We start from the raw sequence: 13,404 nt of genomic DNA, 5'->3' as shown, positions 1-13,404 counted from the left end.
GGTCGGACCGCTGCCTGCGAGGGTCGGGCGGCCGCGTGCACTACGCTTGGAGACCTTCATGAGCCAGACCCACAGCCTGCCGGCCACCGCATCCGTCGACGCCGCCGTCGACCCCACGACCGCTGCCGCCACTGCCCAGCCTGAGCCGACGGCCAGCAGCGAGCCGAGCAACGACCAGCGCGCCGTGACCTGGATCGTCAAGGACGGCGGCAACCGCCGCATGGCCTTCGACCGCTCGCGCCTGCAGCGCACCCTGGACCGGATCCACGCCGAGTTCCCGCAGCTGGACGTGAGCGACTACGAGCGCAAGGCCTTCGCCTTCATCGAGAAGAAGGAAAGCCTGTCGGCCGACGACATGGTCGACTACCTGATCCGCGAGGCCGAGTCGCGCGTGGACATCGCCACGCCGGAGTGGGAGTACTTCGCCGCGCGCCTGTACCTGGACCGCCTGTACAAGCGCGCCAGCAAGAACCGTTTCTACGATGCCGGCGAGAAGTACGGCTCCTACGTCGGCCTCCAGGAAAGCCTGGCCGACCGCGGCGTGTACTCGATCGACATCCTCAAGAACTACTCCAAGGACGAACTGGCCGAAGCCGGCCGCATGATCGATCCGGAGCGCGACAAGCTGTTCGCCTACAACGGCCTGTACCTGCTGGCCACGCGTTACCTGGCCACCGACAACTCGCGCAAGGTCTACGAACTGCCGCAGGAGCGCTGGCTGACCATCGCCCTGTACCTGATGCAGGACGAGAAGCCGCGCGAGCGCCGCATGCAGCTGGTCGGCGAGGCCTACTGGGCGCTGTCCAACCTGTACATGACCGTGGCCACGCCGACCCTGGCCAACGCCGGCAAGATCGGCGGGCAGCTGTCGAGCTGCTTCATCGACACCGTCGACGACAGCCTGCAGGGCATCTACGACTCCAACACCGACGTGGCGCGCGTGTCCAAGCACGGCGGCGGCGTCGGCGCCTACCTGGGCTACGTGCGTTCGTCCGGTTCGGCGATCCGCGGCGTGAAGAACTCCAGCGGCGGCGTGGTGCCGTGGATCAAGCAGCTCAACAACACCGCCGTGTCGGTGGACCAGCTCGGCCAGCGCAAGGGCGCCATCGCCGTGTACCTGGACATCTGGCACCGCGACATCGAGGCGTTCCTGGACCTGCGCCTGAACAACGGCGACCAGCGCCTGCGCGCGCACGACGTGTTCACCGCGGTGTGCGTGCCGGACATCTTCATGGAAGCGGTGGAGCGCCGCGGCGAGTGGTACCTGTTCGACCCGCACGAGGTGAAGGAGGTCAAGGGCTGGTACCTGCAGGACTTCTTCGACGAGAAGCGCGGCGAAGGCAGCTTCCGCGCCCGTTACGAGGAAGTGGTGGCCGACGAGCGCATCGGCCGCAAGGTGGTCAAGGCCATCGACATGTTCAAGCGGATCATGGTCAGCCAGCTGGAGACCGGCAACCCGTTCATGTTCTATCGCGACGAAGTCAATCGCATGAACCCGAACAAGCACCAGGGCATGGTCTATTCCAGCAACCTGTGCACCGAGATCCTGCAGAACATGAGCCCGACGCGGGTCATCCAGGAGATGATCAGCGGCGACCAGATCGTCACCACCAAGCAGGCCGGCGACTTCGTCGTGTGCAACCTGTCCTCGGTGAACCTGGGCCGCGCGGTCACCGCGCAGCCGGACCTCCTCTCGCCGGACATCCTGGAGCGGCTGATCCGCGTCCAGGTGCGCATGCTCGACAACGTCATCGACCTCAACGAGCTGCCGGTGCCGCAGGCCACCATCACCAACCAGAAGTACCGCGCGATCGGCCTGGGCACCTTCGGCTGGCACCACCTGCTGGCGCAGAAGGGCATCGACTGGAATTCGCCGGACGCCGAGGCGTACAGCGATTCGCTGTACGAGCGCATCAACTACCTGACCATCCAGGCGAGCCTGGCGCTGGCCAAGGAGAAGGGCGCGTACAAGGTGTTCAAGGGCAGCGACTGGCAGAACGGCGAGTACTTCACCAAGCGCGGCTACGACAGCGCCGAGTGGCAGGAACTGGCCGCGCAGGTGAGCGTGCACGGCGTGCGCAACGCCTGGATGGTGGCGGTGGCGCCGAACATGAGCACCGCGCAGATCGCCGGCTCCACCGCGTCGATCGACCCGATCTACAGCGCGTTCTACTACGAAGAGAAGAAAGACTTCCGCCGTCCGGTGGTGGCGCCGGGGCTGACCGTGGACACCTACCCGTACTACGAGAAGGGCGCCTACAAGGTCGACCAGTTCGCCAGCGTGCGCCAGAACGCGCGCCGCCAGCGCCACGTCGACCAGTCGATAAGCTTCAACTTCTACGTGCCCAGCGGCATCCGCGCCAGCACCCTGCTGGACCTGCACATGACCGCGTGGAAGGAAGGCCTGAAGACCACGTACTACGTGCGTTCCAACGACATCGACATCAGCGAGTGCGAGTGGTGCTCGAGCTGATCGCCGGCGTCTGACGCCCGCGCCGCGCGGCAGGCCGGTCCTGTCGCGCGCGTCCCGCATTCCCGCGCCGTCCGCCGGCGCCGTTCACCCGACTACCGAAGCACATCCATGGCCATCGCGCTCGACCGCATCAAGATCCTCGAACCGCTGCACCCCAACCGTTCCACCGGCATCATCAACGGCACCACCAGCGGCATCCTCAACTGGAACGACATCCCGTACCCGTCCTTCTACCGGGCGTACAAGGAGCTGTCGACCAACTTCTGGATCCCCGACGAAGTGGACATGAAGGGCGATGCCAAGCAGTACGGGGAGCTGTCGGCGCGCGAGAAGAACGCCTACGACTCGATCATCGGCCTGCTGGCCACGCTGGATTCGCCGCAGACGCGCTTCATCTACAACGTCGCCGAATACATCACCGACCCGGCCGCGCACGCCAACGCCGCGATCATCGGCCAGCAGGAAGTGATCCACAACGAGAGCTACTCGTACGTGCTGGCCTCGATCGCCGGCCTGGCCGACCAGAACCGCGTGTTCGAGATCGCGCGCACGCATCCGACCATCATCGCGCGCAACCAGCCGATCATGCAGGCCTACGACGACTTCATGCGCGAGAAGACCGCAGAGACCCTGCTGCGCTCGCTGATCCAGTCCTCGATCCTGGAAGGCATCAACTTCTATTCCGGCTTCGCGTACTTCTACAACCTGGTGCGGCAGAACCGCATGACCGGCACCGGCAAGATCATCAGCTTCATCAACCGCGACGAGCTGGCCCACACCAAGTTCATCAGCGAGCTGATCCGCGCCATCATCGGCGAGAACGCCGAGCTGCAGACCAACGAACTGACCGACTACGTGCACCAGGCCTTCGAGCATGCGATCCGCCTGGAGACCGAGTGGTCCTCGGAAGTGCTCGACGGCATCGAGGGCATCGACGTGGACGAGATGATCCAGTACGTGAAGTACCGCGCCAACAAGATGTCCGGCATGCTCGGCATCGAGAAGCTGTACAGCGGCGCCAGCGACAACGTGATGCCCTGGATCAAGGCCTACGCCGACAACTTCACCGAAACCAAGACCGACTTCTTCGAGATGCGCAACGCCAGCTACAAGAAGACCAACTCGGACAACGGTTTCGACGATCTGTGAGGAGCCGGGATTGGGGATGATCAGCCGTTCGGCTGCTGAAAAGCCCGGCATTCGGGATTCGTAACAGCAACGTCGAACCCCGCTTTTGCGAATCCCCAATCCCGAATCCCAAATCCCCGCCCCATGCACATCCTGCTCGCCTACGCTTCGCTCAGCGGCAACACCCGCGACGTCGCCCGCCGCGTGCATGCGCAGTGCGAGGCGGCCGGGCACGCGGTCACCTGGATCCACACCGACCTGCAGACGTTGCAGGGCGCGCTCGGCGACGCCGCGCGTGCGGCGGACTTCGACCTGCATCTGCTCGGCAGTTGGAGCGACAACGCCGGGCGCACGCCGGCGGAGATGAAGCGCTATATCGCCGAGTTGGTCGAGGCGGCCGGCAAGACGATCGAGGTGGCGGCGTTCGGCACCGGCGAAACGCAGTGGGGGCTGGAGTACTACTGCGGGGCGGTCAAGCGCATCGCGCGGTTCTTCGACAGCGCTTATCCGTTGCTGGAGATCGAGCAGATGCCGCACGGCGACCGCGACAACGCGGCCATCGACGCGTGGTGCGCGCAGGTGCTGGCGTTGCGCGCGGCGCGCGCGTCGTTGGCAGGCGATGTGCCGGTGGCCGCTGCCGAGTCCGCTCCCGCGGGCACGGCTGGCTTCGCTGCGAGGGTGTTGCCGTTGCCTGGCAACGGCTGACGCCGTCGTCGTTCATCCGTTTCCTGGCATTGCCGGCGTTCCCATCGCACGCCGGGCTTCTTCCGACATCAGACAAGGTTTCGTTCCATGCTCACCACCATCACCGTTTCCAGTGCCGAACAGTTCGCCGATGCCCTCGCCGCGCACCCGCGCGTGCTGGCCGATTTCAACAAGGACAACTGCCCCGGCTGCCGCATGCTCGACAAGTCGCTGGAGCGTTTCGCCGAGGGCGAGAGCGCGCAGGGCGTGACCCTGCTCAAGGTGAAGATGGAAGACGTGGGCGAGGAGTTCTTCCGCGCGCAGGGCCTGCGCCAGACGCCGACGCTGATGCTGTTCCGCCAGGGCGAGGAAGTGGCGCGGGTGCCAGGCTTCGTGCCGCCGGCCAAGATCGACGAAGCGGTGCGCACGCATCTGGGCTGAGCGCGTCGCGTTCCTCGTACCTCGTATCTCATAGGAGCGGCTTCAGCCGCGACGGGCTTCACCGATAGAGCTTATCGCTGCCAAAGCTCACTCTTGCGGTTGTGCTTGTCCGACGCGTAAATCAAGCAGCAACAGCAATAGCAATAGCAATAGCAATAGCAACGGCTTTCGCCTTGCGGCGAGTTACTTTTCTTTGCTTGTGCAAAGAAAAGTAACCAAAAGAAAGCACACCCTGCCTCGCGCCCTCCGCGCTAACGCGCTCCGGGTCCGCGGATGCACCGGGGATTCGCGGAAGGGGCATCCTGCCCCTGCCGCGAACGGCGCACATCCATGTGCGCCGCCCTTCGGGTTTTTCCCCGGCCCATCCGCCGCTGCGGAAGGGAACCCAGTAAGTCAAAAGCCAACGCAACATCAATAGCCAACGCAACATCAATAGCAAAAGCTATTGCGGAGCGCATACATACGGCATTGCAATGGTGATGCGCCTGAGCTGGGCACACGCCGGCACAGCCACCTGCACGCCACGCACAACCGCGCCTGCAGCTTCTTCGAAAACCAGCGTCGTTGCGCGTCCACCACAATCAACAGCCGACATGGGCTACCACGCGAAGTGCATTCGCTGGCGGCCGCTGGAATGACGGGGGTGTGCGCTGCAGCGGCAGTCGCTTCGGTCTTTGCTGTTGCTTCGGCTTTTGACTTACCGGGTTCCCTTCCGAAGCGGCGGCCAGCACGGGGAAAAACCCCGAAGGGGCGGCGCACAAGGACGTGCGCCGTCCGCGGCAGGGGCAGGATGCCCCTTCCGCGGATCCCCGGGATGGACGCGGACCCGGAGCGCGAAGCGCGGAGGTCGCGTAGGCAGGGCGCGCTTTCTTTTGGTTACTTTTCTTTGCGCGAGCAAAGAAAAGTAACTCGCCGCAAGGCGAAAGCCGTTGCTATTGCTATTGCTGTTTCTGCTTGATTTACACGTCGGACAAGCACACCCGCACGAGTGAGCTTTGGCGGCGATGAGCTCTATCGGTAAAGCCCTTCGCGGCTAAAGCCGCTTGTGTCAAATAAGGGTCTATCGTTGTAGGTGAGAGCGGAGTGCGGCAGGCCGTTTAGCCGCAGTGCCAGCAAGCACGAGTAGGAGTCAGCGCCGCCGCACTCCGGTTCTCCTGCCTGACAAGCCCGAACAGTTGCCCGAGTGACGAGCTCGAACTCCACAAGCATGGGCATCGGCAGGAGCGCTCTCGTCCATGAGTCTACTGCGGAGAACGTCTATGCGGCGCCATGTCGGGATCGATGTATCCAAGGCTGAGCTGGTCATTCATGTCCTGCCGGACGAGCAGGCCTGGACCCAGCCCAATACGCCACAGGGGCAGCGTGCGCTGGCCCAACGTCTGGCTGGGATGGACTGCGAGCGGATCGTGCTGGAAGCCAGTGGCGGCTACGAACATGCCGTGCTGCAGGTGCTCCGAGAGGCGGACCTGCCGGCAGTGCGGATGGCCGCCGATCGTCCGCGCAAGCTCGCCCAGGCCTTGGGCCTGCATGCCAAGACCGATGCCCTGGACGCGCGCCTGCTGGCCATCGCCGCCCAGCACATCCCGACCACCCCCACGCCCGTGGTGCCCGGGCACCAGCAGTCTCTTCGCGAACTGCTGGACCTGCGTGCCACCCTGGTGGGCCAGCGCGATGCCCATCGGCGGCGCTTGGAACACATTACCAGCGCCAAGGCGCAACACCGCTGCCGAGAGGTGATCGCCCTGCTGAACCAGCAGATCCAGACGTTGACGCAGGAGATCGAGCAGCAGGGCAAGACCTGCTCGAGCCTACCCAAGGTGCCTGGGCTCGGGACGATCCTGCGCGCGGTTCTGGCCGCGCGGCTGCCAGAGCTGGGCACGCTGCCGCCACGCAAGCTCGCTGCCCTGGTCGGGCTGGCCCCGTTCAATCACGACAGCGGTTGCTGGAAAGGCCAGCGCCGCATCAAAGGCGGACGTGCCGACGTGCGGCGCGTGCTGTACATGGCCACCTGGGCCAGCATCCGCGCCAAATCCCCCTTGGCCAACACCTACGCACGTCTGCGCGCAGCGGGCAAGCCGGCCAAGGTCGCCATCGTCGCCTGCATGCACAAGTTCCTGCGCTGGCTCAATGCCATCGCGCGCGATCAGGCCCCGTACGCTCCTCCTGTCATCGCAGGTGCATGACAGTTGACTCCTACATTGCCGCTAGGGGAGTGCTGCCACCACTACCCACGCCTGCCCGCCGCACGCCCCTGCGCCAACTGCCACAGGTGGCGCACGATCGGCATCGCCTGTGCGGTGGCCGGCAGCGCGGCCAGGGCCAGGCGCGCCATAGGCACGCGGCCTTCGATGTCCAGGTAGCGCACGCCGGGCAACTGCACCTGCGCGGTCGAGGCGGGGACCACCGACACGCCCAGTTCGGCGGCCACCAGGTTGACGATGGACGACATCTGCGGCGCTTCCTGTTCGATCTTCAGTTCGAAGCCGGCCTGGCGGCAGGCATCGAGGATCTCGTCGTACAGGCTGGTGCCGAAGCTGCGCGGGAACAGGATGAAGGGTTCGCCGGCCAGCGCCGACAGCGGTGCGCGGCGGCGCTTGGCCAGGCGGTGCGCCGCCGGCACCGCGATCTTCATCGGTTCGTCGGGCAGCTTGAGCAACTGCAGTTCCGAGGGCGTGGCTACGCTGTAGCGGATGAAGGCCGCATCCAGCCGTCCCTGCAGCAGTGCGGCGAGCAGGCCGGCGGTGTTGGTCTCTTCCAGCGCCAGTGTCACCGCCGGCCAGCCGCGGCGGAAGCCGCGCACCAGGGTCGGCACGATCGGGTTGAACGCGGCCGAGGCGGTGAAGCCGAGCCGCAGCACACCGCTCTCGCCGCGCGCGGCGCGGCGCGCGGCATCGCCGGCGCGTTCCAGGTCGGCGAGCACGCGCCGGGCTTCGGTGCGGAAGGCGCGACCGGCATCGGTGAGTTCGGCGCCGCGCGGTGTGCGCACGAACAACGGCGTGCCCAGTTCCTCCTCCAGTGCGCGGATCTGCTGGCTCAGCGGCGGTTGCTGGATGCCCAACTGCGCGGCGGCGCGGGTGAAGTGCCCGGCCTCGGCCACGGCCAGGAAGTAGCGCAGGTGGCGCAGTTCCATGTCATATCCAGAACATATGGAGAGTGGGTCGATCATATATTGGACGCCGGGTGACGGCAGGCGAATACTGGCCATCCGTTTTCCGCCGCGACCCACACCGTGAACGCCTCCAGCCAATGCCCGCCGGTGCACGCCGTGGACGATGCGCCGCTGTTGCGCATCCGCCTGGCGCTGTTCCTGGCCGGCTTCGCCACCTTCTCGCTGCTGTACAGCGTGCAGCCGCTGTTGCCCGAGTTCGCACGCGAGTTCGGGCTCAGCGCGGCGGCCAGTTCGCTGCCGCTGTCGCTGGCCACCGGCGGCCTGGCGATCGCGATCTTCTGCGCTGGCGCGGTGTCGGAAACGCTGGGCCGGCGCGGGCTGATGTTCGTGTCGATCGCGCTGGCCGCGCTGCTCAACCTGCTGGCGTCGTGCCTGCCGCACTGGGGTTCCCTGGTGGTGGTGCGCGCGCTGTCCGGCATCGCCCTGGGCGGCGTGCCGGCGGTGGCGATGGTGTACCTGGCCGAGGAACTGCCGGCGAGCCGGCTCGGCGCTGCCACCGGGCTGTATGTGGCCGGCAATGCGTTCGGCGGCATGGTCGGCCGCATCGGCATGAGCATGCTCGCCGACCACTTCGACTGGCGCGTTGCGCTGGCCACGCTGAGCACGGTGGATCTGCTGGCCGCGGTCGGCTTCGTGTGGCTGCTGCCGCCGTCGCGGCACTTCGTGCGCCGCCAGGGAGTGAATCTGCGCTTCCACCTGCGCGCCTGGGGCGGGCATCTGCGCGATCGCCACCTGCCGTGGCTGTTCGCGATCCCGTTCCTGGCGATGGGCGTGTTCGTCAGCGTCTACAACTACGCCGGCTTCCGCCTGGGCGGACCGGAGTTCGGGCTGAGCCAGAGCCAGCTCGGCATGATCTTCAGCGCCTACGTGTTCGGCATCGTGTCGTCCTCGGTCGCCGGCGCAGCCTCGGACCGGTTCGGCCGCGGCCCGGTGGTGCTGGCCGGCATCGCCACCGCGGCGCTCGGCGTGGCGCTGACCCTGGCGCATGCGCTGGTGCCGGTCATCGCCGGCATCGTGCTGCTGACCATCGGCTTCTTCGTCGCGCATTCGGCGGCCAGCGCCTGGGTCGGGCGCCTGGGCGGGCAGTTCAAGGGCCATGCCGCCTCGCTGTACCTGCTGGCGTACTACGCCGGCGCCAGCGTGATCGGCTCGCTCAGCGGTGCGGCGTGGCAACACGGCGGCTGGAACGCACTGGTCGCCTGCTGCCTGGTGTTGCTGGGCATCGGCCTGGTCGCCGCGCAGGTGCTGCGCCGCGGCGCCGACGACAGCCGCCCCTACGGCCGCTTCGGGCCGCATCCGCCGCGCGGCGAGTGAACCGCGCTGCCGTCATCCAACGAGGGTTCCGCAATGCAGATCGACCATCTCGACCATCTGGTCCTCACCGTCGCCGACATTGAGGCGACCTGCGCGTTCTATGCGCGGGTGCTGGGCATGCGCGTGGTGACCTTCGGCGAAGGCCGCAAGGCGCTGGCGTTCGGCGAGCAGAAGATCAACCTGCATCGGCATGGTCACGCGTTCGACCCGAAGGCCCAGGTGCCTACGCCGGGCTCGGCCGATCTGTGCTTTCTCACCGCCACGCCGCTGGCGCAGGTGGCCGAGGAACTGCGCGCTGCCGCCGTGCGGATCGAGGACGGGCCGGTGCAACGCACCGGCGCCCGCGGCCCGATCCTGTCGCTGTACTTCCGCGATCCGGACGGCAACCTGATCGAGGTCGCCAACCCGTTGTGATGGGAGCCGCGTTGGCACCAGACGTGTGCCGTCCGCGCGCTGCCTGACCCTGTGCCGCCGCCGGTCCATCGTTCGTGCCGAGCGCTGTCCGCACGTGCGGCAATCACAGGCCTTGTGTTGCCGGCCAGCACGCACTACATACAGCGGCACGGCCGCCGCATTGGCGCGCGCCTTCACACCGACGGGAGCCGCCTGATGTCGCAGTTGCTGCAGGATCACGCCGCGTCCGCACAGCCAGCGGCGTCCGCGCTGGAAGCGTTCGTCGACCGCCATCGGCGCCTGTTCGTGCTGACCGGTGCCGGCTGCAGCACCGATTCGGGCATTCCCGACTACCGCGACGCCGCCGGCGACTGGAAGCGTGCGCAGCCGGTGACCTACCAGGCCTTCATGGGCGAGCTGGCGACGCGGCAGCGCTACTGGGCGCGCAGCCTGCTCGGCTGGCCGCGCTTCGGCCATGCGCGGCCCAATGCCACCCATGCCGCGCTGGCGCAGTTGGAAGCGCGCGGCCAGGTCGAACTGCTGCTGACCCAGAACGTGGACGGCTTGCACCAGGCCGCCGGCAGCCGCGCCACCATCGACCTGCACGGGCGCCTGGACGTGGTGCGCTGCATGGGCTGCGAGCGGCGCATGCCGCGCGAGGCGTTCCAGCAGCACCTGCTGCAGCACAATCCGCAGTGGGCGACGTTGCAGGCCGCGCCGGCGCCCGACGGCGATGCCGACCTGGAGGGCGAGGATTTCGCCAGTTTCGTGGTGCCGGCCTGCACGCACTGCGGCGGCGTGCTGAAGCCGGATGTGGTGTTCTTCGGCGAGAACGTGCCGCGCGAGCGCGTTGCCAGTGCCTTCGCGCATCTGCAGTGCGCCGACGCGGTGCTGGTGGTGGGCTCGTCGCTGATGGTCTATTCCGGCTTTCGCTTCGTGCAGGCCGCGGCCAAGGCCGGGCTGCCGATCGCCGCGGTCAACCTGGGCCGCACCCGCGGCGACGATCTGCTGAGCATGAAAGTGGAGCAGTCGTGCGCGCAGGCGCTGTCCTTCCTGCTACCGGCGGCGGCGCGCGTTCCGAATCCCGGCACGAACTGATCCATCGGCAGTGGTTGATCGCGCTGCATGGCAGGAGTGCAATGGTCGCTTCCCGCGCCGCGCGCGGCGTTTCCATGGATCCGTATCGTGAGTCACTTGTTCTCGCCCCTCGCGCTGGGGCCGCTGTCGTTGTCCAACCGCATCGTGATCGCGCCGATGTGCCAGTACTCGGCCGAGGACGGCCGTGCCAGCGACTGGCATGTGCAGCATCTGGGCCAACTGGCGCAGTCCGGCGCCGGGCTGCTGATCCTGGAGGCGACCGCAGTGGAGCCGCGCGGGCGCATCAGCTACGCCGACCTGGGCCTATGGGACGACGCCACCGAGGCGGCGCTGGACACGGTGCTGCGCTCCGTGCGGCGCTGGTCGCCGATGCCGCTGGGCATCCAGCTCGCGCATGCCGGGCGCAAGGCGTCCACGCACAAGCCCTGGGACGGCGGCGGCGCGATCGCGCCCGAGCAGCCGAACGGCTGGCAGACGGTGGCGCCGTCGGCGCAGGCATTCGCCGACGACGGCCCGTCGCCGCAGGCGCTGGATCTGGCCGGCATCGACACCATCGTCGAGGCGTTCGTGGCGTCGGCGCGGCGCGGCGAACGCCTTGGCTTCGAGCTGATCGAATTGCACGCCGCACACGGCTACCTGCTGCACCAGTTCCTGTCGCCGCTGAGCAATCAGCGCGCCGATGCCTATGGCGGCAGCCTGGAGAACCGCATGCGCCTGCTGCTGCGCGTGCATGCGGCGGTGCGCGCCGCGGTGGCGCCAAGCATCGCGGTGGGCGTGCGCATCTCCGCCACCGACTGGGTCGACGGCGGCTGGGATCTGGCGCAGAGCGAGGCGCTGGCGCAGGCATTGCAGGCGCAGGGCTGCGATTATCTGCACGTATCCAGCGGCGGGCTGGACCGGCGTCAGCGCATTCCGGTGGCGCCCGGCTACCAGGTGCCGCTGGCCGAGGCGCTGCACCGCGCGGTGCGCATGCCGGTGATCGCAGTGGGCCTGATCACCGAGCCGCAGCAGGCCGAGGCCATCCTCGCCGAGGACCGTGCCGATGCCATCGCGCTGGCCCGCGGCATCCTCTACGATCCGCGCTGGCCGTGGCACGCGGCCGCCGCGCTGGGCGCGCGGGTACGCCCGTCGCCGCAATACCTGCGTTGCGAGCCGCATGCGGCGCGCGGCGTGTTCGACGCCTGACCGGCGCGCTGCGCGCGCTGGTGGCGTCCTCCATTTCGATTCCTTCAGGGAGCCTGCAATGACGACGATTGGATTTCTCGGCCTGGGCACGATGGGCCAGCCGATCGCGCTCAACTTGCTGCGCGCCGGCCATGCGTTGACGGTCTGGAACCGCAGCGCCGCGGCGGCGCAGCCCCTGCTCGAGGCCGGCGCGCAGCAGGCCGCGCAACCGGCCGATGCGGTGCGCGGGCCGGTGCTGTTCTCGATGCTGGCCGACGACACCGCGGTGCGCGAGACCCTGCTCGATCGCGGCGCGCTGGACGCGCTCACCGCCGGCAGCGTGCACGTCAACATGGCCACCATCTCGGTGGCCTTGGCGCGCGAACTGCACGCGCTGCATGCCGAGCGTGGCGTCGCCTACCTGGCGATGCCGGTGCTGGGGCGGGTGGAGGTGGCCGCGGCCGGCCAGCTCAATTTGCTCGCCGCCGGCGACGCCGCGGCACTGGCGCGGGTGCAGCCCTTGCTCGACGTCATCGGACGCAAGACCTGGTATTTCGGCGCCGCCCCGGAACAGGCCAACGCGGTCAAGCTTGCCGCCAACCTGTGCCTGGCCAGCGCCATCGGCACCATGGCCGAGGCGTCGGCGCTGGTGCGCGGGCACGGCGTGGAAGCGGCCGATTTCCTCGACATGCTCACCAGCACCGTGTTTGCCGCACCGGCCTACCAGACCTACGGCGGGATGATCGCCGAACAGCGCTACAGCCCGGCCGGCTTCAAGGCCACGCTGGGCCTGAAGGACGTGCGCCTGGCCCTGAACGCCGGCGAGACCCGGCACGTGCCGATGCCGCTGGCGGCGGTGCTGCGCGATGCCTTCATCGAGGCGATCGCGCACGGCGACGGCGACCTCGACTGGGCGGCGCTGGCCAAGGTCGCCGCGCGCCGCGCCGGCCAGGCCTGAAGCGCCGACGGATCTTCAGCGGACCTTGGCGGCGCATGCCGCACACTGCGCACCCGCTTGAGCCTGGCGCGCGCTTGCCGCTAAGGTGCGGCGATTTGCTGGCGCATCACAGGAGGATGCCATGAGTCCGAATTCGTCCGATCCCGGCGACAGAGCCCCGATCCAGCCACCGCGCGCGGTGGTGCGCGAGCCCGTGCCCGGGCCCGATCACCCGGAGCATCCGGACCATCTCCTGTACGCGCAGATCCGCGAGGGTGTGCACGCGCTGGACGCCGCCTGTGGGCGCGCGCCGGACGCGATCAGCGAGCGCATGGTGGCGCGGCTGCTGCCGCTGGCCAAGGAATACGGTTTCGACCAGGTCGACCACGTGGTGCTCAGCCGCGAGATCGGCGACGTGGAGGATGGCGAGAATGTGTTCCTGGTGCGCGGCGACCTGGACGATCCGGCGCACCTGCGCGCGCACATCACCACTCACGAAGCGGTCGGCATGTCGGTGGAGGACTCGCTGGCGCGCCTGGAAAAGGTCAACCGTCGCCTGGCGCTGCGCCTGCGCCCGGAGTGAGCGCAGGCGAGTGAGCAGCG

General features: G+C 67.9%; 12 protein-coding genes. 11 read left to right on the top strand and 1 reads right to left on the bottom strand.

Annotation, left to right across the window (positions count from 1 at the left end):
- Window positions 1-58 precede the first annotated feature (58 nt).
- From CEK69_RS18190 to CEK69_RS18165, 5 genes are all read left to right on the top strand, one after another.
- Window positions 59-2,473 carry a ribonucleoside-diphosphate reductase subunit alpha gene (locus CEK69_RS18190; protein ID WP_017908331.1) on the top strand — a complete coding sequence of 805 codons (2,415 nt, stop codon included), beginning with the start codon at window positions 59-61 and terminating at the stop codon, window positions 2,471-2,473.
- Between the two features lie 108 nt (window positions 2,474-2,581).
- Window positions 2,582-3,622: a ribonucleotide-diphosphate reductase subunit beta gene (locus CEK69_RS18185; RefSeq protein ID WP_010340146.1), complete on the top strand. Its 1,041-nt coding sequence runs from the start codon at window positions 2,582-2,584 to the stop codon at window positions 3,620-3,622.
- A gap of 123 nt (window positions 3,623-3,745) precedes the next feature.
- Window positions 3,746-4,306: a flavodoxin gene (locus CEK69_RS18180; RefSeq protein ID WP_152247170.1), complete on the top strand. Its 561-nt coding sequence runs from the start codon at window positions 3,746-3,748 to the stop codon at window positions 4,304-4,306.
- Between the two features lie 87 nt (window positions 4,307-4,393).
- Window positions 4,394-4,726 (top strand): thioredoxin family protein, encoded by a 333-nt coding sequence (locus CEK69_RS18175; protein ID WP_017911175.1) that lies wholly within the window; start codon window positions 4,394-4,396, stop codon window positions 4,724-4,726.
- Between the two features lie 1,259 nt (window positions 4,727-5,985).
- The gene (locus CEK69_RS18165; protein WP_026143295.1) at window positions 5,986-6,909 is read left to right on the top strand and encodes an IS110 family transposase; all 924 of its coding nucleotides are present in this window, start codon (window positions 5,986-5,988) and stop codon (window positions 6,907-6,909) included.
- Window positions 6,910-6,950: 41 nt separating this feature from the next.
- Here the strand turns inward: CEK69_RS18165 and CEK69_RS18160 are convergent, their stop codons facing one another.
- Window positions 6,951-7,856 carry a LysR family transcriptional regulator gene (locus tag CEK69_RS18160; protein ID WP_152247168.1) on the bottom strand — a complete coding sequence of 302 codons (906 nt, stop codon included), beginning with the start codon at window positions 7,854-7,856 and terminating at the stop codon, window positions 6,951-6,953.
- Window positions 7,857-7,955: 99 nt separating this feature from the next.
- Between CEK69_RS18160 and CEK69_RS18155 the strand changes: the two genes are divergently transcribed.
- The 6 genes from CEK69_RS18155 (at window position 7,956) to CEK69_RS18130 (ending at window position 13,384) form a co-directional block, all read left to right on the top strand.
- Window positions 7,956-9,209 (top strand): MFS transporter, encoded by a 1,254-nt coding sequence (locus CEK69_RS18155; protein ID WP_152247166.1) that lies wholly within the window; start codon window positions 7,956-7,958, stop codon window positions 9,207-9,209.
- Window positions 9,210-9,242: 33 nt separating this feature from the next.
- Window positions 9,243-9,623: a VOC family protein gene (locus CEK69_RS18150; protein ID WP_148827242.1), complete on the top strand. Its 381-nt coding sequence runs from the start codon at window positions 9,243-9,245 to the stop codon at window positions 9,621-9,623.
- 195 nt (window positions 9,624-9,818) lie between these two features.
- Window positions 9,819-10,700, top strand: coding sequence for an NAD-dependent protein deacetylase (locus CEK69_RS18145; protein ID WP_152247164.1), 882 nt, complete (start codon window positions 9,819-9,821; stop codon window positions 10,698-10,700).
- Between the two features lie 27 nt (window positions 10,701-10,727).
- Entirely contained in the window at window positions 10,728-11,885 is a 1,158-nt protein-coding gene (locus CEK69_RS18140) for an NADH:flavin oxidoreductase/NADH oxidase (RefSeq protein ID WP_193314034.1), read from the top strand.
- Window positions 11,886-11,943: 58 nt separating this feature from the next.
- Window positions 11,944-12,822 carry an NAD(P)-dependent oxidoreductase gene (locus CEK69_RS18135; protein WP_081613553.1) on the top strand — a complete coding sequence of 293 codons (879 nt, stop codon included), beginning with the start codon at window positions 11,944-11,946 and terminating at the stop codon, window positions 12,820-12,822.
- 121 nt (window positions 12,823-12,943) lie between these two features.
- The gene (locus tag CEK69_RS18130; protein ID WP_017908683.1) at window positions 12,944-13,384 is read left to right on the top strand and encodes an XVIPCD domain-containing protein; all 441 of its coding nucleotides are present in this window, start codon (window positions 12,944-12,946) and stop codon (window positions 13,382-13,384) included.
- Window positions 13,385-13,404: the final 20 nt, after the last annotated feature.

The organism is Xanthomonas sp. LMG 12462 (assembly GCF_009192885.1).
In the GTDB taxonomy this organism is placed as follows: Bacteria; Pseudomonadota; Gammaproteobacteria; order Xanthomonadales; family Xanthomonadaceae; genus Xanthomonas_A; species Xanthomonas_A sontii.
This window is presented reverse-complemented; position numbering and strand designations above follow the sequence as displayed.

Coding starts and splice junctions, on each gene's coding strand:
- CEK69_RS18130 (WP_017908683.1), top strand. CDS start 12,944: ATGAGTCCGAATTCGTCCGATCCCGGCGACAGAGCCCCGATCCAGCCA.
- CEK69_RS18165 (WP_026143295.1), top strand. CDS start 5,986: ATGCGGCGCCATGTCGGGATCGATGTATCCAAGGCTGAGCTGGTCATT.
- CEK69_RS18175 (WP_017911175.1), top strand. CDS start 4,394: ATGCTCACCACCATCACCGTTTCCAGTGCCGAACAGTTCGCCGATGCC.
- CEK69_RS18160 (WP_152247168.1), bottom strand. CDS start 7,856: ATGGAACTGCGCCACCTGCGCTACTTCCTGGCCGTGGCCGAGGCCGGG.
- CEK69_RS18140 (WP_193314034.1), top strand. CDS start 10,728: ATGGCAGGAGTGCAATGGTCGCTTCCCGCGCCGCGCGCGGCGTTTCCA.
- CEK69_RS18150 (WP_148827242.1), top strand. CDS start 9,243: ATGCAGATCGACCATCTCGACCATCTGGTCCTCACCGTCGCCGACATT.
- CEK69_RS18190 (WP_017908331.1), top strand. CDS start 59: ATGAGCCAGACCCACAGCCTGCCGGCCACCGCATCCGTCGACGCCGCC.
- CEK69_RS18180 (WP_152247170.1), top strand. CDS start 3,746: ATGCACATCCTGCTCGCCTACGCTTCGCTCAGCGGCAACACCCGCGAC.
- CEK69_RS18135 (WP_081613553.1), top strand. CDS start 11,944: ATGACGACGATTGGATTTCTCGGCCTGGGCACGATGGGCCAGCCGATC.
- CEK69_RS18145 (WP_152247164.1), top strand. CDS start 9,819: ATGTCGCAGTTGCTGCAGGATCACGCCGCGTCCGCACAGCCAGCGGCG.
- CEK69_RS18185 (WP_010340146.1), top strand. CDS start 2,582: ATGGCCATCGCGCTCGACCGCATCAAGATCCTCGAACCGCTGCACCCC.